Here is a 25,466-nt window from a genome sequence, read left to right as displayed (position 1 = left end):
CCCCTGCCGTCCGAAAACGGCTGACGCCGGGGCAGATCGCGAAGATCTGGCCCGGCGTCAGCCGTTGCGTGCGAACCCTACGTGGTCGGCTCGAAAGCCTCGCCGATGATCTCGGCCTGTTCCACGGCGTGCACCTTGGACGAACCCGAGGACGGGGCCGACATGGCGCGGCGGGAGATGCGGCGCAGGCGGCCGAGGCGTTCGGGCAGCACCTCGGGGAGGTTGAGGCCGAAGAAGGGCCAGGCGCCCTGGTTGGCCGGTTCCTCCTGGACCCAGGCGATGTCGGTCGCGTTGGGGTACTTGGCCAGGGCCTCGTTGAGGCGGTACGTCGGGATCGGGTAGAGCTGTTCGACCCGGACGATGGCCACGTCTTCGCGCTTGTTCTTGGCCTTCTCGGCGGCCAGCTCGTAGTAGAGCTTGCCCGAGGTGAGCAGGATGCGCTTGACCTTGGCGGTGTCGCCGACGCCCTGTTCGTAGGTGGGCTCGTCGAACACCGAACGGAACTTCGACTCGGTGAAGTCCCGGACGTCGGACACCACGGCCTTGTTGCGCAGCATCGACTTCGGGGTGAAGACGATCAGCGGACGGCGGATGCCGTCGAGGGCGTGGCGGCGCAGCAGGTGGAAGTAGTTCGCCGGGGTCGACGGCACCGCGACCGTCATCGAACCTTCGGCGCACAGCTGCAGGAAGCGTTCGATGCGGCCGGAGGTGTGGTCGGGGCCCTGACCCTCGTGGCCGTGCGGCAGCAGCAGCACCACGTCGGAGAGCTGACCCCACTTGGCCTCACCGGAGGAGATGAACTCGTCGATGATCGACTGGGCGCCGTTGACGAAGTCACCGAACTGGGCTTCCCACAGCACCAGCGCGTTCGGGTTGCCCAGCGAGTAGCCGTATTCGAAGCCGACCGCCGCGAACTCGCTCAGTGCCGAGTCGTGCACCGCGAACCAGCCCGGGTTCTCCGAGCCGATGTTGTGCAGCGGGGTGTACTCCTGGGCGTTGATCCGGTCGATGATCACCGAGTGCCGCTGGGTGAACGTGCCACGCCGGGAGTCCTGGCCGGTCAGGCGCACGTCATGGCCCTGATCGATCAGCGAACCGAAGGCCAGCAGTTCGGCGAAGGCCCAGTCGACCTTGCCCTCGTAGGCCATCTCGCGGCGCTTCTCCAGCACCGGCTTCACGCGCGGGTGCACGTTGAAACCGTCGGGCGGGGAGACGAACGCGTCACCGATGCGTTGCAGCACCGATTTGTCCACCGCGGTCTGCACCGTGGCGGGCACCTTCTGGTCGTCCTCGACGGACTCCGAAGGCTCGGGCACGTACTTCTCCAGCTCGCGGACCTCGTTGAACACGCGCTCGAGCTGACCCTGGTAGTCGCGCAGCGCGTCCTCGGCCTCCTTCATGGAGATGTCGCCACGACCGATCAGCGATTCGGTGTAGGCCTTGCGCACCGAACGCTTGGTGTCGATCACGTCGTACATCTCCGGCTGGGTCATCGAGGGGTCGTCGCCCTCGTTGTGCCCGCGGCGGCGGTAGCAGACGAGGTCGATGACGACGTCCTTGCGGAACTTCTGCCGGAAATCGACAGCCAGCCTGGCCACCCAGTCGCAGGCCTCGGGGTCGTCACCGTTGACGTGGAAGATCGGCGCGCCGATGAACTTCGCGATGTCGGTGGAGTATTCGGTGGAGCGGCTGTTCTCCGGCGCGGTGGTGAAACCGATCTGGTTGTTCACCACGATGTGGATGGTGCCGCCCACGCGGTAACCACGCAGACCACCCAGGTTCAGGGTCTCGGCGACCACACCCTGGCCGGCGAACGCGGCGTCACCGTGCAGCATCAGCGGCATCACGGAGAAACCTTCGGGGCCGTCGCCCTTGTTCAGCAGATCCTGCTTGGCCCGCACCAGACCCTCGAGCACGGGGTCGACAGCTTCGAGGTGGGAGGGGTTGGCGGTGAGCGAGACCTCGATCTCGTTGTCGCCGAACATCTGCAGGTACTGGCCGTGCGCGCCGAGGTGGTACTTCACGTCACCGGAGCCGTGGGTCGCGGCCGGGTTCATGTTGCCCTCGAACTCGGTGAAGATCTTCGAGTACGGCTTGCCGACGATGTTGGCCAGCACGTTGAGGCGACCACGGTGCGGCATGCCGATGACGACCTCGTCGAGCGAGTACTCGGCGCACTGGTCGATGGTGGCGTCCATCATCGGGATCACCGCTTCGGCGCCCTCGAGCGAGAACCGCTTCTGGCCGACGTACTTGGTCTGCAGGAAGGTCTCGAACGCCTCGGCGGCGTTGAGACGGTTCAGGATGTACTTCTGCTGGGCGACTGTCGGCTTCACGTGCTGCTGCTCGACCCGGTCCTGAATCCACTTCAGCTGATCGGTCTCGAGGATGTGGGTGTATTCCACGCCCACGTGGCGGCAGTAGGCGTCGCGCAGGATCGACAGCACATCGCGCAGCTTCATCCGCTCCTGGCCGTGGAAACCGCCCACGTCGAAGGTGCGGTCCAGGTCCCACAGGGTGAGGCCGTGCTGGGTGATGTCGAGGTCGGGGTGGCTGCGGAACTTGTCCTTGACCAGGCGCAGCGGGTCGGTGTCGGCCATCAGGTGACCACGGTTGCGGTAGGCCGCGATCATCTCTAGCACGCGCGCGCTCTTGTCGACACCGCGTGCGCTGATGTCCTTGCGCCAGCGCACCGGCTCGTACGGCACGCCGAGGCCGTGGAAGATCTCGTCGTAGAACTCGTCGGAGATCAGCAGGTTGTGGATGGTGCGCAGGAAGTCGCCGGACTCGGCGCCCTGGATGATGCGGTGATCGTAGGTGGAAGTCAGCGTCATCAGCTTGCCCACACCGATGTCGGCGAGGCGTTCGTCGCTCATGCCCTGGAACTCGGCCGGGTATTCCATGGCACCGGCACCGATGATCGCGCCCTGACCCGGCATGAGGCGAGGCACCGAGTGCACGGTGCCGATGGTGCCGGGGTTGGTCAGCGAGATGGTGACACCGGAGAAGTCCTCGGCGCCGAGCTTGCCCTCGCGGGCGCGGCGGACGACGTCTTCGTAGGCGGCGTGGAACTGGCCGAAGCTCATGTCCTCGGTGCCCTTGATGGCGGCCACGACCAGGGTGCGGCTGCCGTCCTTGCCCGCGAGGTCGATGGCCAGGCCGAGGTTGGTGTGCGCGGGGGTGACCGCGTTCGGCTTGCCGTCGACCTCGGCGAAGTGCCGGTTCAGGTTCGGGAACGCCTTGACCGCCTGCACGATCGCGTACCCCAGCAGGTGGGTGAACGAGATCTTGCCGCCGCGGGTGCGCGCCAGATGGTTGTTGATCACCAGGCGGTTGTCGATCATCAGCTTGGCCGGGATCGCGCGCACCGAGGTGGCGGTGGGGATGGTGAGCGAGGCCGACATGTTCTTGGCGATGGCCGCGGCGGGACCGCGCAGCACCTTGTTCTCGGCGGCGGCGGGCTTGGCCGGCGCGGTGGTGGCCGGTGCGTTGGACACCGGTGCAGGCGTGGTCTGCGGCGCGCGCACGGTCTCGGGGGCGGGCTTCGGCTTCGCCGGTGCAGCGGCCTTGGGTGCTGCGTTGGTCTTGGGTGCCGCGTCGGCCTTGGGGGCCGCCTTGGGTGCGGCCGCCTTGGGAGCGGCCTGGGTCGCGGCGGGCTTGGACGCCGCGGGAGCCGGCTGGTCGGCGGCGGGCGCCGGTGCCTGGCTGTTACCGGAATCGTTTGCTTCCGGGGTGTAATCGGCGAGGAACTCGTGCCAACTCGCGTCGACCGAGGACGGGTCCTGTTTGAACTTCTGATACATCTCGTCGACTAGCCACTGGTTCTGTCCGAACTGGGAAGTTGAGCTGCTCACAGCTGGTGTTCGCCTCATTTCGTTCTTCGCGCTGCGACGTTTGTGACGTGCCCGGCAGGGGAATCAGCGGATGGCTGCCGATGCGCCCTCACCGAGCATATGCCCAGTGGCATACCGACGTAGCTACTGACCCGATCTCCTCTATGACGACCGGTCTTGTGCCGAGACTATTCCCTCCGCTTCCAGCCCCGCCGCCCAGAGTCGCGCGTAACGGCCACCGCGCGCGAGCAGTTCCGGGTGGGTGCCGAATTCCACGATACGGCCCTGCTCGACCACGCCGATCAGATCGGCGCGCGCGGCGGTGGCCAGCCGGTGCGCGACCACGACGGTGGTGCGGCCGCGGGCCAGCGATCGGCTCGCTACCAGCACCGATGACTCGGTGTCGGGGTCAAGGGTGGAGGTCGCTTCGTCGAGTAGCAGCAGGTCGGGATCGACCAGTTCGGCCCGGGCCAGGGCGATGAGCTGCCGTTGTCCGGCCGACAGTCCGCGGCCTCTTTCACCGACCGGTTGGTTTATTTTCCGGGGTAATCGGTCGATCATTTCCGCCGCGCCGACGTTTTCGGCGGCCACCCGGATGTCCACCGATGTGGCAGAAGGTTGTCCGAATGCAATGTTGCTCGCCACGTCACCGGCGAACAGGTGAGCTTCCTGCGGCACAATTCCCAGCCGCGATCGGTAGTCGGTGAGCACAAATTTACGTACATCGACACCGTCGACCCGAATTGATCCGGCCGCGGGGGCCTCGGGCAGGTCGTACAGACGCGCCAGTAACTTGACGATCGTCGACTTGCCCGCGCCGGTCGCGCCGACCAACGCCAGGGTGGTGCCGGCCGGGACGGTGAACGACACACCGTCGAGGGCGGGGGTGGTGGCGCCGGGATAGCGGAAGTGGACGTCGTCGAAGACGATCTGGCCGCGCAGCCGGTCGATACGGACCGCGTCGGGAGTGTCGGCGGCGATCGAGGACGGGGTGCGCAGCAGGTCGCCGATGCGGCGCAGACCGACCCGGGCCTGCTGGTAGCCGTCGAAGACCTGCGAGAGCTCCTGGATCGGGCTGAACAGCAGACCCAGATAGAGCACGAAGGCGACCAGCGTCCCGGTGGTGGTCCGGCCGTCGGCGACCGCGTTCGCCCCCAGATAGACCACCGCGGCCAGCGCCAGATCGGCCCAGGCCAGGCTGAACGAGAAGTAGGCGGCGATGGCGCGCTGGGCGCGCATGCGGGCTTCGCGGTAGCGGTGGGAGTACTCGGTGAAACGCCGCGCCGCGAGCGGTTCGTTGCGTGCGGCCTGCACCGCGCGCAAACCGGCGATGTTCTCCTGGAAATCGGCGTTGACCGTCGAGACCCGTTCCCGCGAGACGGTGTAGGCCACCGAGGACACCCGCCGGAACGCGAGGGTGGCCAGCAGCATCGGTGGCACCGTGGCCAGCACCACCAGCGCCAGCCCCGCGTCGATGACGACCAGCCCGATCGACACCCCGACCAGGGTGAGTCCCGCGACCAGCCCGGTCGCCACCCCGGTCTGCAGGAAGGTCGACAGCGCGTCGACGTCGGTGGTCATCCGGGTCATGATCCGACCCGACAGTTCGCGCTCGTAGTAGTCCAGGCCGAGCCGTTGCAGCTGGGCGTAGCTGCGTACCCGCAACCCGAACAGCACTCGCTCGCCGGTGCGGGCGGTGAGCACGGTGAGCACCACGCCGACGGCCAGCCCGGTGAGTACCAGCGCGATCCCGATCACCGCCGACACGACCAGAGCAGAGCTCTCACCCGCGGTGACGCCGGTATCGATGGCATAGCGGACCAGCGGCGGGAAGGCGATCCCGATCAGCGCCTCGGCGATGAGCAGCAGCATCACCGTGGCGACCAGGGCGCGGACCGGGCGCAGCAACGCGCGCAGACCGAAGTCCGGTTGCGGTGCGCGCAGGTCGCCGGGCAGCCGCGGTGCCTCGGTGGCCGGTGGCAGGGCATCGACGGCGGCGCGCAGTTCCGGTGTTTCGCTCAGGTCGGCCGAGGCCGCGGCCATCGAACGCGGGCGGCCGTGCCCAGTGGGCGTCTTGGTGAGCCCGGTGGCGGTCGGAACCACCGCACCGGCCGGGGCGGGCAGCCGGATGACGCGGTCGGCCTGGGCCAGGGTCGACTCGCGGTGGGCCAGGATCAGGGTGGTGCGCCCGCCCGGATCGGGCAGCCCGCGGAAGATCTCGGCCTCGGTCACGGCGTCGACCGCGGAGGTGGCGTCGTCGAGCACCAGCACCCGGGGCCGGGTGAGCAGCACCCGGGCCAGCGCGATGCGCTGGCGTTGCCCACCCGAGAGGGTCAGGCCGCGCTCGCCGATGACGGTGTCGTATCCGTCGGGCAGTTCGGTGATGAACTCGTCGGCGGCGGCGGCCTGGGCGGCGGCCCTGATCTCGGCGTCGGTGGCTTCGGGGCGGCCCAGCGCGATATTGGCGGCGATGGTGTCGGAGAACAGGAACGGGTCGTCGAAGACCACGCCGAGCGCGCCGCGCAATTCCTCGGCGCGCAGCTCGGCCAGGTCGACACGGGTGCCGTCGGTGCCGACCAGACTGATCCGGCCGGTGTCGGGCGCGTAGAAACGGGGCAGCAGCAGCGACAGGGTGGATTTGCCCGAGCCCGCCGGGCCGATGACGGCCACGGTCTCGCCGGGGCGCACGGTGAGGTCGAGTTCGGTGAGTACCGGTTGATCGGCGGCGAACCCGAAGCTCACGCCCTCGAATTCGATGCCGAGCGGACCGGGCGGCAACTGTGCCGGCTGTTCGGGGTCGACCAGTACCGGCGCCGCGTCGATCACCTGGAGCACGCGATCGGCGGCGGCTTTGGTGAGCTGGGCCATGATCAGCACCGAGGTGATCGTGCGGGCCGAGGACGTCATGGTCGCCAGGTAGGCGGTGAACGCGAGAAATGTGCCCACCCCGATCGCGCCGCGCGCGGCGAGGAAACCACCCACGATGATCACCGCGACCAACCCCGCCTGCGGCAGCGCCGACACCACCGGCGCGAACCGGGCGTTGATCCGGGCCGCGCGCAACCGTTCGGCGAACAGGGTGCGGCTGTGGTCCTCGAGCAGGTCGACCATCCGGGCTTCCTGTCCGAAGCCCTTCACCACGCGCACGCCGGTCACCGTCTGTTCGACGTGTTCGGCGAGCTCGGCGGCGCGTTGCTGGGCCGACCAGGTGGCCGCGTACAGCCGGGGCCGCAACCGCAGCACCACCACCGCCATCGCGGGGGCCACCAGCAGCGCGGCCAGCGCCAGCGGCGGGCTCAACCACACCATCACCACCGCCGACAGCACGAATTGCAGCACCGCCAGGCCCGACCACGGCACCATCGCCAGCAGTCCCTGCACCAATTGCAGGTCGGTGATCGATCGCGACACCACCTGCCCGGTCCGGATCGCGTCCTGGCCGGCGCCGTCGAGGCGCTGCAGCGCGGCCAGCAGCGACACCCGCAGGCTGTGCTGCACTTCCAGCGACAACCTGCCGGCCCACAGCCTGCGCGAGAAGCTGACGACGAACCGGCTCACCGCCAGTACGGCGAGCAGGGCGGCGGCGCTGCCGATCACCGCGGTGTCGCCGGCTTCGGCGGCGTCGACGGCGCGTTTGGTGGCCAGCGGTGCGGCGATCGAAATCCCCGCACCGGCCAGCACCGCGCACCCGATACCGGCCAGCAGGCGCGGATGCTGCAGGCACAGGCGCCAGAGCCGGCGAATCCAGCCGCCGGAGGCTTCCCGGCCGGGCACTACAGGTCGCGGGTACGCAGGTCCCACCACCCGGCGGCGCCGACCGCGGCGGTCCACAGCAGCAGTACGACCAGCGCCGCCGGCGTCGGCGCGAAGACCTCGGCCTCGTCGAACGAACCGGCGCTCACGCCCGCCACCGTCGCCGAGACCGGCAGGATCGCCGCGAAACCGCCCATGCCGAAGCCTTTGGCCACCAGCCAGACCAGCGGTTCCAGCACCAACGCCCAACCCAGTACCAGCCACACGGCACTACTGACCGTGCGCAGCAGCAACCCGATACCTGCCCCGAGCACCGCCCAGCACATCGCCACCAGCAGCCCGGCGCCGAGCACCTCGAGCAGCGTCCAGCCGAATTCGAACTTGCCACGACCCGCGGCGAAGAGCATGAGCAAGCTCAGCAGCTCGGCGATCAACGCGACACCCAGGGCGAACGCGGCGGTGACGGCGTACTTCGCGGTGACCAGCCGGTCGCGGTCGGGGGAGAACAGCACCGTCAGCGCCATGGTCTCGCGCCGGTACTCGCCGCCGGTCGCGACGATGCCGAGCAGCGCGGCCGTCACGAACACCGCCAGCATGCCGAGGTAGACACCGATGCTCGCCGCACCGGTGACCGGCTGACCGTCCGGATCGACGGGCCCCGACATCACCGCGGTGATCAGGGTGGCCACCACCGCCACCGCGGCCGGTGCGCCGAGCAGCAGCCGGTTCTGGCTCACGGCCACGACCTTGCGCGCCTCGGCATCGAAACCGGGGACGAGGTCGGCGGGCAGCACAGTGGTCATCGGGGCATCCCATACGAGTTCGGCATCGGGGCGAAGGCGGTCCCCGCGGCGGGCGCGGGCACGCGGTGCTGGTGTGTGCGCGGTTTGGTCAGCGAGGCCAGCACCCGGTCGGGGTGGATCGGGTCGGCCACGATACTGGCGACCCGGACGCCGGCGGCCTCGGCGATGGCGCGGATCGTCGGCTCGTCGGCCTCGGCCACGGCCAACCGCCCGTCGGGGCGCATCACCGCGTCGGTGAACCCCTGGGCCGCCAGCGCCGTGGCCAGCGCGATGGAGGGGGCGGCCGCAACGACCAGCCGGTCGGGATGGCCGCGGCGCAGCTTGGCCGGCGTGCCACGCCAGGCCACGGCACCTTCGCTGAGCACGACGAGCTGATCGGCCGCCGACACCACGTCGGCGAGGCTGCTCGCGCTCACCAGCACCGTGCCGCCCCGCTCGGCGTGGCGGCGCAGCAACTGCTGCAACCAGCCGCGTTCGATGCCGTCGGCATCGGCGAACAGATCGTCGAGCACCAGCAGTGGCGGATCGGCCAGCAGTGCGATGGCCAGCGCGAGCCGGGTCTGCTGGCCCGGATGCAGCAGCGCCACCTCGGTGTCGGCCAGGGCGGTGAGGCCGGTGTCGTCGAGCACCGCGTCGATCCGGCTGTTCGGCACACCCGCGAGCGGCGCGTAACACCACAGCTGATCGCGCACGGTGCGCGCCGGATGCAGCCCGCGCGGGCTCAGTACCGCCCCGACCGCGCCGGGCCCGCGACCGGGCCCGCTGATCTCGACGCTGCCCGTGGTGGGTGCCAGTAGACCCAGCGCGAGCCGCAGCACGGTGGTCTTACCCGCACCGGCCGGGCCGACCAGCGCGGTGACCGCACCGGCCCGCGCCGTGAGGTCGATCCCGTCGACCGCGCTGATCTGCTCGAACTGCTTGCCGACGCCGCGCATCCGCACCGCGTCGCCCCCGCCGCCGCTCACTTCTCGGTCGCCGTGCCGAGCGCGGGCAGCGGATCGGCGTCGATCACGTTGTGCAGCCCGGCGGGCCACACCGCGGGCGGCGGGCCGAACGCCTTGCGCGCGTTGTCGATCGTGCCCTTGCCCAGTGCCCGGTTGCCGGCACCGCCGATGGCGGCACCGATGCCTGCGGGCAGTACCTTGCCCGCCATCAGCGCCGCACGCTTGGTGATGAAGCGTTTGACGAACTGCTGCAACAGCGAGCTGTTGATCGCGGACAGGCCGGGGACCTTGCCCGCCAGCGCGCCCGCCCAGTTCTTCGACGAGTTCCGCAGCCCCTTCTGCACGATCGCCATACCGGCGTCACCGAGCACGACCGCGAGCACCATCGCGCGCCGGGCTTCCTTGTCCTCGGGTTCGATGCCCTGGATATAGGCCCGGGCGAGGGTGAACACCGCCGAGGCTTCCATGAAGAACGCCGTTTCGGCGCCGACCGCGCCGAGTGCGGCCAGCGTGCCGACGCCGGGCACCGCCGCGGTGGCACCCACCGCCGCACCGCTGCCGGTGACGGCGAGCAGGTACTGCTTCTCGAGCCGTTCGACGATCTGGGCCGGGCTCTCGCCGGGATGCCGTTCCCGCAGGTACTGCACATAGCGGCGCACCGCAGGCGCCTGCAGCTTGGAACCGGTGTCGAGAACATCGACCACGGCCTTCTCGATCGCACTCTTGAACACGGCGTCGTCCTCCTCTTCGCCCGACGAGTCGAACTGTAGGGCACCTCGGTCCCCGACAGCTCATCATGCCAACGTGCACCGACACACCCCGGTTCCGCGCTGTGGGCGCGCTCGCCACCCGGTGGGCCCGCGCCGGGTTCTACGCTGACCGGATGAGTGAAAACAACCCGACCCGATTGACGCGCGAGTTCACCGCAGCCGGTGCCGAGATCGCCACGATCACCATCGATCATCCGCCGCTGAACCTGTTCGACCGCGAGCTGATCGACGCGCTGATCGCCGATGTCGCCGCGGTGAGCGCAGAGCCGCCGCGGGCGCTGCTGATCCGGGCGGAGGGCAAAGTGGTCTCCGGCGGGGTGGACGTGCACATCTTCGACGGGCGCAGCGTCGAGGAGGGCGCGCAGCTGTGGCGCGAGCTGTTCGACAAGCTCATCCACCCGCTCGAGGCGCTGGGGTGCCCGGTGGTCTTCGCCGCGCACGGCCTCACCCTCACTGCCGCCTTCGAGATGTCGCTGGCCTGCGACATCATCCTGGCCGCGCCGAAGGCGAAATTCGGGCTGGTGGAGACGGTGGTCGGACTCACCCCGTCGATGGGCGGCCCGCAGCGGCTGGCCGAGCGCGCCGGTTCGGGCCGCGCCCGCGAGTTCGTGATGACCGGCGACCTCTACGACGCCGCGACCATGGCCGACTGGGGTGTGGTCAACGCGATCCACGACGACCTCGACACCGCCGCCCGCACCCTGGTGGCCCGCCTGGCCGACGGACCAACGCGCGCGCACGCGGCGACCAAGCAGATCATCGAGGCGTGGCGTTCCGGCGGTGTGGCACACGCGGATTCGGTGACGCCGAAGGTGTCGGGCGAGCTGTTCGGCACCGCGGACCTGCGCGGGGCGGTGCGCAGTTTCCTCGATGTCGGGCCCGGTAAGGCGAGCTATCGCGGCGAGTGAGCGCGCCGAGTGCCTGACAGGATTGTGACCCACATCATATAGTCGAAGCTGCGCTGCCGCATCGACGTACGTGGAGGTCCGGATGGGTCACAGTGAGCACGAGCCGGACGCGACCGTCATCGAGTTCGGCGCCCACGCCACCGCGGGCCGGCTGCGCCGGGGTCCCGACGGGGTGTTGCGGTACGGCGATCTGCATCCGGCCCTCACCGAACTGCTCGATCTGCGGGTGCACGCGTTCACGAATCGGGAGGCGGTCGTCGAGGTCGGTGGCCCGCGCCTGACCTACCGCGAACTGTGGCACAGCGCTTCGCGGATCGCGGGCGGACTGCAGGCGCACGGCATCGGCTACGGCGACCGCGTGGCGGTGCACATGCCGACGAGCGCGCGCTGGGTGCAGGCCTTCCTCGGTGCGCTGCTCTCGGGTGCGGTGCCGGTACTGGTCCCCGACGCGCTGCCCGCCGCGATCGCCGACCGGGTGATCGCCGACAGCCGAGCCGATTTCGTCCTCGGACCCCGGGGCGCGCTGCCCGAGGGCACCGCCTATATCGATGACGGTGCGGCACTGGATGATCCGGCGCTGCTCTGCTACACCGGCGCCGCGGTCCGGCGCGGCGTGCCCACCGGGGTGGAGCTGACCAACGAGAACCTGCTCTCGGCCGTGTCCTCGGTGATCGGCGCGCTCGGCCTGCCCGCCGACGGCCTGCGCAACCTGGTGCTGTTGCCGCTGGCCCATGCCAGCGGCTGCGTGGACCAGCTGCTGCCGACCTTCGCCGTCGGCGGCACGGTGGTGCTGGCCCCCGGCGCGCGCCGGCTGGCCGACGTGCTGGTCAGCGAACGGATCGACACCGTGTCGGCGACCCCGCGCATCTTCGCCGGTCTGCTTCCCGGGCTCGCCGCGCCGCGTTCGGGTGTGCGGCGGATCAGCAAGGCGTGCCATCGTTCCGAGCGGGCCGCCGCGCCCGCGCCCGCCACCCTCACCGCCGCGTTGCGTGATGTGTTCCCGGCGGCCAGGCAGTGGTCGGTGTGGGGCGCCACCGAGACCAGCGGGATCGGCCTGATGGTCGACGACACCGACCGCGCGGAATCGGCCCGCAAGGAACCGGCGCTCGGGTTCGCCTTCGGCGGCACGGAACTGGCGCTGTCGGGCCCGCACGCCGACGCCGGGCGCGGCGAATTGCTGTGCCGCGGGCCGAATGTGAGCCGTCGTTACTGGAACGACCCCGATGCCACGGTGGCCCGCTTCAGCGGCAGCTGGTTCCACACCGGCGATCTGGTGAGCATCGACGCCGACGGACTGGTCCGCGCCGAACCGATCCGCCGGGCCGGCGGCGGCTCGTAGCCCGAGCCGGCCGGCTCAAGCCAACCTGGCGCGCAGTGCCTCGCGCAGTTCTCCGGCGAGTCCGATCTCGGCGAGGTAGCCCTCGGTGTCGCCGTAGCGCTCGCGCACGGTGGCATCGGCGGTGCGCAGGTATTCCTCGCGAACCCCGAGCAGATCGGCCGACAGTGCCTCGCCGCCGCCGATCTTCGGCTCCAGCAGCACCCGCAGCGGTTCGACCGCGGCGTTGCTGGCCAGGAAGTCGGTGTACACCTGGTCTTCGGTGACGCCGACCGCGCGTAGCAGTGTGGCCACCGCCCAGCCGGTGCGGTCCTTGCCCGCCGCGCAGTGCACCAGCACCGCGCCCTCGCCGCGCACGATCGAGGTGGCCAGGCCGGTGATGGCGGTGTGCGCTTCGGGCAGGGCGGGGAAGTGCCGGTAGACCTCGACCATGTGCGCGAAGGCCGAAACGGTGGTCGCCTCGTGCGGCGGGGCCTCTTCCATGCGTGAGTCGAACGGGGTGATGTGCAGGCGTACGCCTGCGGGCAGCACGTCGTGGCCGATGTGATCGATCTCGGCCGGGCCGCGCAGATCGTGTACATCGGTGACACCCAATTCACCCAGGGTGCGCAGGCCCTGCTCGTCGAGCCCGCTGAGCTGGGCCGAGCGCAGCAGCACGCCGGTGCGTACCGTGGTGCCGGCGGCGGTGCGCAGCCCGCCCACGTCGCGGAAATTGAAGGTGCCGCCGAGAGCGAACTGGTCGGCGGGAGGCGAGAGAGTCACTCGTCCAGGTTATCGGCGCCCAGGTTGCGCGCGGTGCCGAGTTCGCAGATCGGTCGTCCAGCCCGGTATGTCTGTTTGGTGAAGTGTCACTGTGTGGTCGCCCACATGCGCGGATCTGAACTTCGGGTCACTTGTACAATCGACCAAGATATGGATTCCGGCAAGGGGGCCCGGAAGTGTTGGAATGCGAACAGAATTAAGCCGTACGGTCGGTTTTATAAAGGTCGCATTCGGATAACAAAACAATCTTTCAGTCTGAAAAGGATGGCTGAACCAGTTCGTGAATCCAGAAAACCTTCTAAGATCGAGCTCGTTGGTCAGGTTGAAACCGCTAGGTGTCACCGATACCACGGAGCTCGCATCGCCGCGGGTAGCGAAATTTTGTTGCCGAGGAGTCGTCGTTGAGCGTCAGTCGTGAACTTACCGAAACCTCGTTGCGGCCCGATGTCTGCCAGGCCGTCGAGCAAGCCGCCGCGAGTGTGGACGCAGTCGGAGTTCGTGCGCTGCGGATCTACCTACACGCCGGTCTGAGTGCCTATTGGCCGCTGGTGAAGGCGGCACCCGAGCGCCGGGTGGCCGCCTATGAAGCCGCGCTGCGCACCCTGCGCCAGCGCTGGTCGCCCGGGGGTGAGACCGTCGGCGATCCGACCGCGGTCGCGATGTTCCGCGCGATGGACGACGAAGCCGGCGACTTTCTCGGACTGTGTGCCCGGCTCTCGGGCACCCAGTGGCTCGAACCGGTCGATTCGGTGGCCGGTTACCTGGTGTCGGTGTTCCACGGCGCGGTCCTGCGCTGGCTGGCCGACGGCAATGACGAAACCATTCTCGTGGTGATAGACGACCTGGTCGGCTGTCTCACGCTCAAGGCCGTCGAGCGCTGAGTCCGCGATGCTGGACGGATGACCAAATTGGTGCTTCAGTAGAAGAGTGACCCAGACGACAGTGCTGCACCACCTGCACGCGGCGACCGCCGACCTCGACCCGCCGCTGGCCGCCCTCGATCTGGCCGCCCTCGACGCCAACGCCGCCGACCTCACCCGCCGCGCCAACGGCGTCGCGATCCGGGTGGCCACCAAATCGGTGCGCTGTCGCGCCGTGCTCGAGCGCGTGCTCGGCCCCGAACTCACCGCCCGCGCCGGCTTCTCGGGCCTGATGGCCTACTCGCTGCGTGAGGCGATCTGGCTGGCCCGCCTCGGCGCCCGCGACATCCTGCTCGGTTACCCCGTGCTCGACCGGACCGCGCTGGCCGAACTCGCCGCCGATCCGGTGCTGCTGGACTCGATCACCCTGATGATCGACGACATCGCCCAGCTCGAACTCACCCGCACCGCCCTCGGCACCGAGCTGGTCCACCCGCGCATCTGCCTCGACATCGATGCCGCCCTGCGGATCGGCCCGCTGCACCTGGGCGCCCGCCGGTCACCGGTGCGCAGTCCCGATCAAGCCGCCGAACTGGCCGCCGAAGCCACCCACCTCGGGTTCCGGGTGGTCGGGGTGATGACCTACGAGTCGCAGATCGCGGGCCTGCCCGACAGCAACCCCGCGGTGCGCGTCGTGAAACGGCTCTCGGCCATGGAGATCGGCCGCAGACGCACCCAGGTGCTCGACGCGGTGCGTGCGGTGGTCGGCCCACTCGAGATCGTCAACAGCGGTGGCACCGGCTCGATCGAAGTCTCGATCACCGACCCCGATGTCACCGAAGTGACGGCGGGCTCGGGCCTGTACGTGCCCACCCTGTTCGACCACTACCGGTCCTTCACCCCGCGCCCGGCCCTGTTCTTCGCCACCCCCGTGCTGCGCAAACCGGCTCCGAGCATCGCCACCGTGTTCGCCGGCGGCTACATCGCCTCCGGCCCCGCGGGGCCGAGCCGGGTGCCGGTACCGGTGTGGCCGGCCGGCTTGAAACTGCTCGGCTCCGAGGGCGCGGGCGAGGTACAGACCCCGCTGGCCGGTGGTGCCGAACTCGAGATCGGTGACCGGGTGTGGTTCCGCCACGCGAAGGCGGGCGAGCTGTGTGAACGCTTCGCCACCGTCCACCTGGTCGAGGAACCGGGCGCGCGCACCCCGGTGCCCACTTACCGGGGCGAAGGACAGTGCTTCGGCTGAGCCCGCCGCGGCCGGTAGGTGACGGTCGGATACCCCTCGACCGGGTCCACGACGACCTCGGCGCGCACGTGATAGACCTGCTCGACGAGTTCGGCCGTGAGCACCTGGGCCGGGGTGCCCACGGCCACCGGCCGACCGCGGTCGATCACCACCACCCGATCGCAGAACATCGCGGCCAGATTGAGGTCGTGTAGCGCGATGTAGCTGGTCAGCGGCAGTGCCGCGACCAAGGCCAAGATCTCGAGCTGGTGCTGGATATCGAGGTGGTTGGTCGGTTCGTCCAGCAGCAGTTCGTCGGGTTCCTGCGCCAGGGCCCTGGCGATCTGCGCACGCTGACGTTCCCCGCCCGAGAGGGTGTGCCAGCGCCGGGCGGCATGTCCGCTCATGCCGGTGTGTCCGAGCGCCCGCTCGACCGCCTCGCGATCGGCCGCCTCGTCGCCGCCGAACATCCCGCCGTGCGGAATCCGGCCCAGGCGCACGACCTCGCGCACGGTGATGTCGAGTTCGGTGTCGGCGTGCTGCTCGACCATGGCCACCCGGCGCGCCACCTGACGGCGCCGCAGCGCACGCACATCGGTGTCGTCGAGCAGCACCTGCCCCCGGTCGGGGCTGTCGAGGCCGCCGAGCAGCCGCAGCAACGAGGACTTGCCGGACCCGTTGGGCCCGAGCAGTCCGATGGTCTCTCCCGGTGCGGGCGAGATGCTCACCCCGCACAGCACCGGCTGCCCACCCCTGGTCCAGGCGATGTCCACGGCTCGCAACGTCATCGACGGCCCCGCATCCGGAACAGGATCAGCGCGAAGGCCGGCACCCCGATCAACGCGGTGACCACCCCGATCGGGATCTCGGCCGGAGCGAAGAACGTGCGGGCGAGCGCGTCGACCCAGACCAGGAAGATCGCGCCGGCCAGCGCGGCCACCGGCAGCAGACTCCGATGACCCGGCCCGACCAGCAAGCGCGCCGCGTGCGGCAGCACCAACCCGACGAAGCCGATCGCGCCCGCCGCACTCACCAGCACCGCGGTGATCAGCGCGGTGATCCCGAACAGTGCCACGCGGACCCAGCGCACCGAGATGCCGAGCGCGGCGGCGCTGCTGTCGCCGAAGGTGAACGCGTCCAGCGCCGAGGCCTGCGTCCAGCACACGACCAGACCGGTGAGCGTGACGCTCGCGCAGATCACCACATCGGTCCAGTCGGTCCCCGACAGTGAGCCGAGCAGCCAGAACAACACCCCGCGAGTCTGTTCGGCATCGGCGGAGGAGATCACGATGAACGAGGTGAGCGCCGAGAACAGCTGGGTGCCCGCCACTCCGGCGAGCACCACCCGCGAGGTACCACCGCCCGCGCCGGCGGCCAGCAACATCACCAGCGCGAACGACACCAGCGCGCCACCGAAGGCCCCGGCCGACAGCGACACCGCGCCCGCCCCGACCCCGAGCACCACCACCAGCACCGCGCCCGTCGACGCGCCCGAGGAGATACCGAGTACGAACGGGTCGGCCAGCGGGTTGCGCAGCAGTGACTGCATGATCGTCCCGCACAGCGCCAGCCCGGCCCCGCACACCGCGGCCAGCAACGTGCGGGGGAGCCGCAGCTCCCAGACGATGCCGTCCTTGATCCGGCTCACCTGCGCCTGCCCGAGACCGAGGTGCTCGAGCACCACCGCGTACACATCGGGCACCGACAGATCGGCGGGTCCGAAGGTGATGCAGACCGCGATCGAGGCAGCCAGCACCACGAGCCCGGCGAGCAGATACCCGGCCAGCACCGCACTCGCGCCGCGTCGTGCCGGCGCCGGGGTCAGCGCGCCCATCCCCACCGCTTCATCGCGGCGGCGACCTTCTCGACACCGTCGATCGTGCGGATCGACGGGTTCAGGTCGGCCCCGTTGACCACGATGTAGCGGCGTTCGCGCACCGCGGTCAGCCGCTGAGCCACCGGATCCGATTCCAGGAAGGCGATCTTGCTGTCGAGAGCGTCACCCGCGAGCTTGCGCCGGCTCAGATCGGCCAGCACGAGGGCGCGCGGGTCGCGGTCGAGCAGGCTCTCCCAACTCACCTGCGGCCATTCGTCGGTGGTGTCGTCGAAGATGTTGCGCGCGCCGACCGCGTTGGTGATGATGCCCGAGGCGCCGCAGCAGCCCGCCATGTACGGGGTGGCGGTGTCGGCGAACCAGTAGGCGAGCGAAACACCTTCGGCGCGGACCGCGCCGGTCGCCGCGGCGAAGCGCCCCTGGAGTTCGGTGACCAGCTGTTCGCCACGGTCGCGCACGTCGAAGATCGCCGCGAGATCGCGGATTTCCCGGTACACGGTGTCGATGCGCAGCGGTTCGGTGCGGGCGCCGTCGGCGTTCACGCTCTCGTCGGTCTTGCCGTCGCAATCAGTGGGTGAGAGGTAGGTCGGTACCCCGAGGCCGGCGAACTGGGCGCGGTCGGCGACGCCGCCGGGGCCCAGCGTGCCGCCGAAGGAGGCGGAGACGAAATCGGGTTCGGTGTCGAGAACCACCTCGAAGGACGGCTTGTTGTCGGCCAGCCGGGGCACGGTGTCGTTGGCCGCGGCGAGGTTCTCCCGAACGGGGTCGGTCCAGGTGGCGGTGCCGACCATGCGGTCGGCCAACCCCAGCGACAGCAGGATCTCGGTGGAACCCTGATTGAGCGAGACGGCTCGCCGCGGCGGGGCGTCGATGGTGACGGCCTGCCCGCAGTTCCGCAGTGTCAGCGGGAAACCCGGTGCGCGCGAACCGGGTTCGCGCGCCGAATCGGAGGTGGCGCAACCGGTGCCGAGCACCAGGACCGCGGTCGTGAGGGCGGCACCGAGGTACCGGAGAGAAATGCGCATACGGCGCCGAACTCCTTCATCAGCGGCCCAGTCGCGGAGCCGAGAAATTCATCGTGCGCGACCGAGGAGTATTCGGGCTCCGGTCCTCGAACTCGACCGTTACCGTTGCGCGTCAGCCCCGGATTCGCACCGGGTTCCCTCATCGATCGTGGCCGTACCGACGGCCGCGCACACTGTATACCGGTGCGCTGTCAGCGCAGCAGGGCCACGACTTCGGCGTCGTCGAGCTGGTGGAAATCCTCGTAGGCCATGCCGACCCCGCCCAGATCGGCCGGTGTGTGCAGGCAGACGAGTTCGTCGCATTCGCGTGCCACCCGGTCGACGGCCTCGGGGGCGGCGACCGGCATGGCGACCACGAGATGGGCGGGTCGTTGGGCACGGGCCACCCGGCAGGCGGCGAGCACGGTCGCGCCGGTGGCCATGCCGTCGTCGACGAGCACCACCGTGCGGCCGGTGAGCGGGCTCGGGGCGCTTCGGCGCAGCGTGGCCTGTCTGCGGGCCAGCTCGGCGCGCTCGGCCTGCTCCACCTCGGCGAAGGCCGCATCGGTGACGCCCGCGCGCTCGATGACGTCGCGATTGAGCACCACGATCCCGGTCTCACCGAGTGCGCCCATCGCCAGTTCGGGGTGCTCGGGCAGGCCGAGCTTGCGCACCAGCAGCACATCCAGCTCGCCGTCGACGGCCGCGCACACCGCCGCCGCCACCGGCACGCCGCCGCGCGGTAACCCGAGTACCAGGGGCCGGGTGCCGCGCAGGTGCTCGAGGGCGGTGCCGAGGGCGCGGCCCGCGGCCGCGCGATCCGGATAGACCATCACCTCGAAACTACTCCGCGGCAGCGCCGGGCGACACAGGTTCGGTGACGGCGAAGCGGCGCAGCGACAGACTGGGATTGGCGGCCCGCACCTTCACCAGCTGGGCGGGGTCGATCGTGGCGGTGAGTACGCCCGGTCCGTCGCCGAGTTCGGCCAGCACCGCACCTGCCGGGTCCACGATCATCGACGCGCCGGCCCCCAGCGGCGCGCACTGATCGGCCGCCGCCACATAGATCGTGTTCTCGATGGCCCGCGCGCGCAGCAGCGTGGTCCACTGGTCCACCTTGGCCGGGCCCGGAATCCACTGCGCGGGCAGCAGCAGCACGTGCGCCCCCGCCACCGCGACACGCCGACAACCCTCCGGAAAACGCAGATCGAAGCAGGTCTGCATGCCGAAGATCACACCGTCGACGGCGAAGGTCGCCGGCTCGGCCAGCGGACCGGCCGCCACGACATCGGACTCCAGCTGGCCGAACGCGTCGTAGAGATGGGCCTTGCGGTACACCGCCACCACCGCGCCGCCGGGATCGTGCGCCACCAGCGTATTGCTGATCCGCCGCGCTCCGGGCGCGGGCAGCTCCACCACACCGGCCACCAGGAACACTCCGAATTCCGCTGCGAGCGCGCCCAGCCCGGTGGTGAAGGGGCCGTCGAGCGGCTCGGCGATCGCGAGCACCCGCTCGTCGAGACGGGGCACCGCAAACATCGAGTATTCGGGTGCGAGCACCACCCGGGCGCCCGCTTCGGCGGCGGTGCGCACATGCTCACGCAAGGTGACCAGATTGGCCGACGGGTCGGTTTCCGGGGCGAATTGGACGACCGCGACCGGCACCGTCGCCGCGTCCGGTTCCTGATGTACTGAGCGGTTCGGCAGTTGCATAGGTCTCACCGTATTCACCTGGTGGTTGGGGTAGCTACCGGCAGGCAGTAAACTGGTGGTCAATGAACACAAATGAGGTCGACAGCGTTCCTGCCGACGACGACAGGCACGACAACGGCCCGACTTTCGCCGATCTCGGGATCGATGACCGCGTTCTCGCGGCCATCGCCGACGTGGGGTACGAGTCTCCGTCGCCGATTCAGGCGGCCACGATTCCCCCACTGCTGTCCGGCGCCGACGTCGTCGGCCTGGCCCAGACCGGTACCGGCAAAACCGCGGCATTCGCGATCCCGATCCTGATGAATCTGGACACCGCGCAGAAGAAGCCGAGTGCGCTGGTGCTCGCGCCGACCCGTGAGCTCGCGATCCAGGTCGCCGAAGCCTTCGGCAAGTACTCCTCGCACATCCCCGGTCTGCACGTGCTGCCGATCTACGGCGGGCAGAGCTACGGCGTGCAGCTGTCGGGTCTGCGCCGTGGCGCCCACGTCGTCGTCGGTACGCCCGGTCGTGTGATCGACCACCTGGAGAAGGGCACGCTCGATCTGACCGAGCTGCGCTACCTGGTGCTCGACGAGGCCGACGAGATGCTGAAGATGGGCTTCCAGGAGGACGTCGAGCGCATCCTGCGCGACACCCCCAAGGACAAGCAGGTCGCGCTGTTCTCGGCCACCATGCCGGGTGCGATCCGCAAGATCTCCAAGCAGTACCTCAACGAGCCGGTCGAGATCACGGTCAAGTCCAAGACCACGACCAACACCAACATCACCCAGCGTTATGTGCAGGTGTCGCATCAGCGCAAGCTCGATGCCCTCACCCGTGTGCTCGAGGTCGAGGACTTCGAGGCGATGATCATCTTCGTGCGCACCAAGCAGGCCACCGAGGAGCTGGCCGAGAAGCTGCGCTCGCGCGGGTTCTCCGCCGCGGCGATCAACGGTGACATCGCGCAGAACCAGCGCGAACGCACCATCGGTCAGCTGAAGTCGGGCGCGCTCGACATCCTGGTCGCCACCGACGTCGCGGCTCGTGGCCTCGATGTGGACCGGATCTCCCATGTCGTGAACTACGACATCCCGCACGACACCGAGTCCTACGTGCACCGCATCGGCCGCACCGGTCGCGCGGGCCGTTCGGGTCAGGCGCTGCTGTTCGTCGCGCCGCGTGAACGTCATCTGCTCAAGGCGATCGAGCGGGCCACCCGGCATCCGCTCAGCGAGATGCAGCTGCCCTCGGTCGACGACGTGAACGCCACGCGTGCGGCCAAGTTCGGTGATTCGATCACCGAGAACCTGGCTTCGGACAAGATCGAGCTGTTCCGCAAGCTGATCGAGGACTACGAAGCCGAGCACAACACCCCGCTGGTCGACATCGCCGCCGCGCTGGCCGTCGGCGGGCACGACGGGGACAACTTCTTCATGTCGCCCGAGCCGGAGCCGGCCCCGCGCCGGGACCGCGACCGCGACCGTGAGCGCGCCCCGCGCCGCTTCGACGACGAGGACCGCGGACCGCGGCCGCCGTCGTTCAACCGGGACAGCGGCGCCGAGCTGGCCACCTACCGGATCAGCGTCGGCAAGCGGCACCGCGTGGTGCCGGGCGCGATCGTCGGCGCCATCGCCAACGAGGGTGGGCTGCGTCGCAGCGACTTCGGCCACATCAGCATCCGGCCCGACTACAGCCTGGTCGAGCTGCCCGCCGATCTGCCGAACGAAACCCTGGAAGCGTTGCGCCGCACCAGGATCAGCGGTGTGTTGATCCAGCTGCAACCCGATCACGGTCCGCCCTCGCAGCGGCTCAACTCGCGGGGTCCGCGCCGCGATCGGGAAGCTCGTCCGCGCACCGAACGTCGCAAGCCGCGCACCTAGCGCACCGCGGCGCGAGGCGTCGACGGCGCTGGTTAAGGTGGTGCCGTCGGGTGTGTGAACACAGGAGGGCCGCGTTTGTTCGTGTCCGGTGATCGGGTGGTCGGTGCTGTCGGCGATCTCGTGCGCGCGGCGGACTGTGAGTTCGCGCTGCTGCGTGCCATCGACGCGGCGCTCGGTAACCTGCCCGGCACACCGGACTCCGCCCTCGGCCCGCTCCGTGCGCCCGAACCGGCGCCGGAGTTGCTGCGGCACTTCGGTGCCGCGCTGGTCCGTATCCCCGCGCCCGAACCCGCCGATGCCGACCCGGCGGCTCGTATCGCCGCGCTCACCGCTGCCGCCGAGCGCACCACCGGCGCGCTGCGGTCCGGAGCGGCCGCGATCTTCGGTGCGGTCTTCTTCGACGGCCGGTTCGCCTGCGGAGCAGACCTTCTCGTTCGCGACGGTGACGAGCCCCGGTACGCGATGCACAGTGCGGTCGCGTCCGCGGCGGTGTTCGGCCGGGCGGATATGGCACCGGGGCAATCGACTTCGCCTGGCGGACGTCGCGCACCGGTTGTGGACCCGGCGCACGCCGATGCGTCCGCGCCGGAGTACTCCGCCGAGTTCGACGCGCTGCGACGCGAATTGGCGGTGGGACGCACCCCGTTCGAGCGGGTGGCGGCATCGGTCAATGCGGTCAAACCCGACCTGGTGCGCGAATCGCTCTGCGCGCGACTCGAGTTCGCGGCGAATGCGCGGGCTTTGACAGCGGCCGGGGTGAGCGTCGCACCGGTGGCGACGCTGGCGACCCCCCACGGGCACCAGCGTGCGCCCGCCACCGAACTCGTCCCGGTGTACCTGGCCCGCCGGGCCCGCTTCGAACTCATCGTCGAGGAGAAGCTCACCGAACTGCTGCCGGTGCAGTGGGGCGACCCGCGCTACCTGGCCTGCGGCCACTGCCCGACCTGTCGTTCGGCCGCGACCAATGCCCGCGACCTGCTGCTGGTGGCCGGGATCCGCGCCACCCAGCGCGCCCGGCTGCGCGAAGCCGGCGTCCTGACCGTCGACCGTCTCGCCGCCACCAGCACCCCCGTGCCGGGCCTGGCCGCCCGCACGATGGCCGCGCTGCGTCGCCAGGCCCAGATCCAGCTCGACCGCGAACGCACCGGCGAACCCGCCTTCGCCCTGCGCGACGCCACCGCGCTCGGCGCCCTGCCCGCCCCGGCGCCCGGCGACCTCGCCCTCATCATCGACGTCGACCGTCGCGGCCGGATCACCACCGTAGAACTGGCCGACGCGAACACCGTCGTGTTCCGCCCCGGCAGTGGCACGAGCGCCGACACGCTGCGGCCCAATGCGGCCACCGCCGTACAGGCCGACGCGAACGCCGTCGTCTTCGGGCCGAACATCGCCGCCGCCGAACAGCCGGACACCAATGCCGCCGGTTCCACGGGGATCGCGGCACCCGCTGCCGGGTCGTTCGATTCGGGTTTCGGCTCGCGGGGTCGGTCGGCGCAGCCGGTGCTCGGTGGTGGCGGCGGTGCGGGTCCGTCGATCGACGACGGTTCGGTGCTCGACGAGTTGCTCGACATCATCGGTGAGCATCGGGCCGCCGACCCGAGCGTGCGGGTCTATCACTACGGATCGGCGGTGCGGACCGCGCTGCTGGACTGGGCCGGTCGGCTCGGGACCGGGGCGGACCTGCTCGACGAACTGCTCACCGACGGTGCGCTGGTGGATCTCGCGCCGATCGTGCGGACCGCGTTGCTGATCGGTGAGCAGTCCTACGATGTCGCGGGATTGGCCGCCCTGCTACCGGGTGCTCCCGGTCGCGCCGCCACCGTGCTGGGAATTCGGGACTGGTTGCTCGAGCGGGCCGCCGAGGCCGGGATCGAGGTGCCGGGTGCCCGGTTCGCGGTGGCCGACTCCGATGCGCCGCCGTCGCTGTGGGCGGGCTCGGTGGAGTCGGCGCTGACCGAGTTCGCCGCCGCGAACGGCACCGACAGCGCCGCCGCGCGCGCGGCCGCCCTGATGGCCGCGGTCCTGGGCTATCACCGGCGGGAACGGCAACCCCGCTGGTGGGCGCACATCGACCGGCTCAGCCACCCGGTCGGCGAATGGGCCGACGAACCGGGCGTACTCGTCGCCGAATGGGGCACCGTCGACACCAAATGGCATCGCACCCCCCAACTTCCGACGATGCGGCGCTACCTCACGCTCACCGGTCGTCTCGGCACCGGCGTCACCCTCACCCCCGGCACCCAGATGGTCACCATCTACGACGGTGCCGCCGCGGCGGGCATGACCCAGACCCTGGGCCGCCGGGCGACAGCCACCGCCATCGTGCTCGGCTGTTCGGTCGACGCCGATTTCGACGACACCGTCCGCCTGGAAGAACTGCTCCCGGCGGGTTGCCCGCCCTACGACGACCTGCCGGCCGCCATCGCCCCCGGCCCACCCGACGGCGAAGCCGAGATCGAGGCCGCCCTGGAGTTCACCGCCCAGGACCTGCTGATGACGCTGCCCTGGGTGCCCGAGAACGCGGTGTACGACCTGCTGCTGCGCCGCCCGCCCCGGCTGCGTGACGGCTCGGCGCTACCGCACGCGCACGGTGACTTCGCGACGGCCGTGGCGAACGCGGTGGGCGCACTCGACGCCTCGTACCTGGCCGTGCACGGTGCGCCCGGTACCGGTAAGACCCGCATCACCGCGCGGGCGATCGAACGTCTCGTCACCCGGCACGGGTGGCGGATCGGGGTGGTCGCGCAGTCGCACGGGGTGATCGAGCGGATCTTCGACGCCGTCGTCGAGGCCGGGGTGCTGCCCGAGCTCGTCGCGAAGAAGGACGTGGCCTCGGTGGGCCCGGAGTGGTCGGCCATCGACGCCGACCGGTATCCGCGATTCCTGGACAACGCGGTCAACGGTTGCGTGCTTGGCGGCACCACAGCGGATTTCGTCGACGAGACGCTGATCGCGCCGGGTTCGCTCGATCTGCTCGTGATCGCCGACGCGGGTGAATGCGCACTGGCCGACACCGTCGCGGTCGCGGTGAGCGCGCGCAATCTGCTGCTCGTCGGTGATCCGGTGCCGCCGCGCGCCCAGGCCACCCATCCAGCGCCCGTACAGGTTTCGGCACTGGAGTGGTTGTGCGACGGTGCGGCCACCCTGCCCGCTGCCCACGGCTACTTCCTGGACCGCACCTGGCGCATGCACCCCGCGGTGTGCGCGCCGCTGTCGGCCAGCTGCTACGACGGCAGACTACGCGCGGCCGAAAACCGTTCCACCGCCCGCGATCTCGCAGGAATCGCGCCTGGAGTGAGCACCGTGCTGGTCGAGCACCGGGGCAATGCCACCGAATCCGATGCCGAGGCCCGCGAAGTGGTCCGTCGCGTGCGGACGCTGCTGGGGGAGACCTGGACCACGGGTGGTCGTGCGCAGCGGCTGCACCCGCACGACGTGTTCGTGGTCGCGCCGTACGCCGCGCAGGTGGCGCGCATCCGAACCCTGCTGGCCCGCGCCAAATTCGAGGATGTCCTGGTCGGCACCCCCGACCGCTTCCGTGGCCGCGAAGCCGCCGTGGTCCTGCTTTCGATGACCACCTCCACCCCCGCTGACGCGCCGTTCGGCATGTCCCCACTGCTCGCGCGACCCATCGTCCACGCCACTTTCTGCCGGGCGCTGTGGAAGGTGATCATCATCCGCTCCTCGCTGCTCACCGAGTACCTACCCGATACACCGGAAGAGCTGGCCGCGCTCACCGGGTTCCTGCGCCTGGACCAGGACGGGTGATCAGAAGCCAGGCACCGCGGGGCGTGCGGTCGTGATTCAGTCCGTGCACCCGGCGCATGCCCGCCGCCGTCGCGCGAGGCGGTGCGGCGGCGTG

General features: G+C 70.1%; 17 protein-coding genes and 1 riboswitch. Of the genes, 6 read left to right on the top strand and 11 right to left on the bottom strand.

Annotated elements, in window-relative coordinates; all coding sequences use genetic code 11:
- Positions 1 to 77 precede the first annotated feature (77 nt).
- From ACFO5K_RS14735 to ACFO5K_RS14715, 5 genes are all read right to left on the bottom strand, one after another.
- Positions 78 to 3,872 (bottom strand): multifunctional oxoglutarate decarboxylase/oxoglutarate dehydrogenase thiamine pyrophosphate-binding subunit/dihydrolipoyllysine-residue succinyltransferase subunit, encoded by a 3,795-nt coding sequence (locus tag ACFO5K_RS14735; protein WP_378561918.1) that lies wholly within the window; start codon positions 3,870 to 3,872, stop codon positions 78 to 80.
- Between the two features lie 123 nt (positions 3,873 to 3,995).
- The gene (locus tag ACFO5K_RS14730; RefSeq protein WP_378561915.1) at positions 3,996 to 7,607 is read right to left on the bottom strand and encodes an ABC transporter ATP-binding protein; all 3,612 of its coding nucleotides are present in this window, start codon (positions 7,605 to 7,607) and stop codon (positions 3,996 to 3,998) included.
- A complete protein-coding gene (locus ACFO5K_RS14725) occupies positions 7,607 to 8,389 on the bottom strand; it encodes an ABC transporter permease (protein ID WP_378561912.1) in 783 nt (260 codons plus the stop codon). The genes ACFO5K_RS14730 and ACFO5K_RS14725 overlap by 1 nt, the downstream gene beginning before the upstream one ends.
- Positions 8,386 to 9,354, bottom strand: a complete 969-nt coding sequence (locus ACFO5K_RS14720) for an ATP-binding cassette domain-containing protein (RefSeq protein WP_378561909.1) — start codon at positions 9,352 to 9,354, stop codon at positions 8,386 to 8,388. The genes ACFO5K_RS14725 and ACFO5K_RS14720 overlap by 4 nt, the downstream gene beginning before the upstream one ends.
- On the bottom strand, positions 9,351 to 10,064 hold the full coding sequence (locus ACFO5K_RS14715) for a hypothetical protein (RefSeq protein WP_378561906.1): 714 nt from the start codon (positions 10,062 to 10,064) through the stop codon (positions 9,351 to 9,353). The genes ACFO5K_RS14720 and ACFO5K_RS14715 overlap by 4 nt, the downstream gene beginning before the upstream one ends.
- A 152-nt stretch (positions 10,065 to 10,216) precedes the next feature.
- On the opposite strand from ACFO5K_RS14715, the gene ACFO5K_RS14710 reads away from it, so the two are divergent.
- Both ACFO5K_RS14710 and ACFO5K_RS14705 read left to right on the top strand, forming a co-directional pair.
- A complete protein-coding gene (locus ACFO5K_RS14710; RefSeq protein WP_378561903.1) occupies positions 10,217 to 11,011 on the top strand; it encodes an enoyl-CoA hydratase/isomerase family protein in 795 nt (264 codons plus the stop codon).
- 82 nt (positions 11,012 to 11,093) lie between these two features.
- The gene (locus ACFO5K_RS14705) at positions 11,094 to 12,350 is read left to right on the top strand and encodes a class I adenylate-forming enzyme family protein (protein WP_378561900.1); all 1,257 of its coding nucleotides are present in this window, start codon (positions 11,094 to 11,096) and stop codon (positions 12,348 to 12,350) included.
- A 15-nt stretch (positions 12,351 to 12,365) separates the two neighbouring features.
- On the opposite strand, the gene ACFO5K_RS14700 is transcribed toward ACFO5K_RS14705, so the two are convergent.
- Positions 12,366 to 13,109 (bottom strand): tyrosine-protein phosphatase, encoded by a 744-nt coding sequence (locus ACFO5K_RS14700; RefSeq protein ID WP_378561897.1) that lies wholly within the window; start codon positions 13,107 to 13,109, stop codon positions 12,366 to 12,368.
- 401 nt (positions 13,110 to 13,510) lie between these two features.
- Here ACFO5K_RS14700 and ACFO5K_RS14695 point away from each other — a divergent pair, with 401 nt between their 5' ends.
- Together ACFO5K_RS14695 and ACFO5K_RS14690 are read left to right on the top strand one after the other, a co-directional pair.
- Positions 13,511 to 13,990 carry a TetR family transcriptional regulator gene (locus ACFO5K_RS14695; protein WP_378561894.1) on the top strand — a complete coding sequence of 160 codons (480 nt, stop codon included), beginning with the start codon at positions 13,511 to 13,513 and terminating at the stop codon, positions 13,988 to 13,990.
- A 46-nt stretch (positions 13,991 to 14,036) separates the two neighbouring features.
- A complete protein-coding gene (locus ACFO5K_RS14690) occupies positions 14,037 to 15,215 on the top strand; it encodes an alanine racemase (protein ID WP_378561891.1) in 1,179 nt (392 codons plus the stop codon).
- Here the strand turns inward: ACFO5K_RS14690 and ACFO5K_RS14685 are convergent.
- From ACFO5K_RS14685 to ACFO5K_RS14665, 5 genes are all read right to left on the bottom strand, one after another.
- Positions 15,185 to 15,982, bottom strand: coding sequence for an ABC transporter ATP-binding protein (locus tag ACFO5K_RS14685; protein WP_378561888.1), 798 nt, complete (start codon positions 15,980 to 15,982; stop codon positions 15,185 to 15,187). The genes ACFO5K_RS14690 and ACFO5K_RS14685 overlap by 31 nt on opposite strands.
- A complete protein-coding gene (locus ACFO5K_RS14680; protein WP_378561885.1) occupies positions 15,979 to 17,028 on the bottom strand; it encodes a FecCD family ABC transporter permease in 1,050 nt (349 codons plus the stop codon). Before ACFO5K_RS14680 ends, ACFO5K_RS14685 begins: the two co-directional genes overlap by 4 nt.
- Positions 17,016 to 18,053, bottom strand: a complete 1,038-nt coding sequence (locus tag ACFO5K_RS14675; RefSeq protein ID WP_378561882.1) for an ABC transporter substrate-binding protein — start codon at positions 18,051 to 18,053, stop codon at positions 17,016 to 17,018. Before ACFO5K_RS14675 ends, ACFO5K_RS14680 begins: the two co-directional genes overlap by 13 nt.
- A 46-nt stretch (positions 18,054 to 18,099) precedes the next feature.
- Positions 18,100 to 18,233, bottom strand: a riboswitch (cobalamin riboswitch).
- 11 nt (positions 18,234 to 18,244) lie between these two features.
- Positions 18,245 to 18,865, bottom strand: coding sequence for a phosphoribosyltransferase (locus tag ACFO5K_RS14670; RefSeq protein ID WP_378561879.1), 621 nt, complete (start codon positions 18,863 to 18,865; stop codon positions 18,245 to 18,247).
- A 10-nt stretch (positions 18,866 to 18,875) separates the two neighbouring features.
- Positions 18,876 to 19,745 carry a carbon-nitrogen hydrolase family protein gene (locus tag ACFO5K_RS14665; RefSeq protein WP_378561876.1) on the bottom strand — a complete coding sequence of 290 codons (870 nt, stop codon included), beginning with the start codon at positions 19,743 to 19,745 and terminating at the stop codon, positions 18,876 to 18,878.
- A 62-nt stretch (positions 19,746 to 19,807) separates the two neighbouring features.
- On the opposite strand from ACFO5K_RS14665, the gene ACFO5K_RS14660 reads away from it, so the two are divergent.
- Together ACFO5K_RS14660 and ACFO5K_RS14655 are read left to right on the top strand one after the other, a co-directional pair.
- Positions 19,808 to 21,604 carry a DEAD/DEAH box helicase gene (locus tag ACFO5K_RS14660; protein WP_378561873.1) on the top strand — a complete coding sequence of 599 codons (1,797 nt, stop codon included), beginning with the start codon at positions 19,808 to 19,810 and terminating at the stop codon, positions 21,602 to 21,604.
- An 81-nt stretch (positions 21,605 to 21,685) separates the two neighbouring features.
- Positions 21,686 to 25,372 (top strand): bifunctional RecB family nuclease/DEAD/DEAH box helicase, encoded by a 3,687-nt coding sequence (locus tag ACFO5K_RS14655; RefSeq protein WP_378561870.1) that lies wholly within the window; start codon positions 21,686 to 21,688, stop codon positions 25,370 to 25,372.
- Positions 25,373 to 25,466: the final 94 nt, after the last annotated feature.

Origin of the sequence: Nocardia halotolerans, from assembly GCF_042650145.1 — a bacterium.
Classification (GTDB): domain Bacteria; phylum Actinomycetota; class Actinomycetes; order Mycobacteriales; family Mycobacteriaceae; genus Nocardia; species Nocardia halotolerans.
The sequence above is the reverse complement of the archived record's forward strand: the minus strand, read 5'-3'. Positions and strand labels throughout refer to the sequence as shown.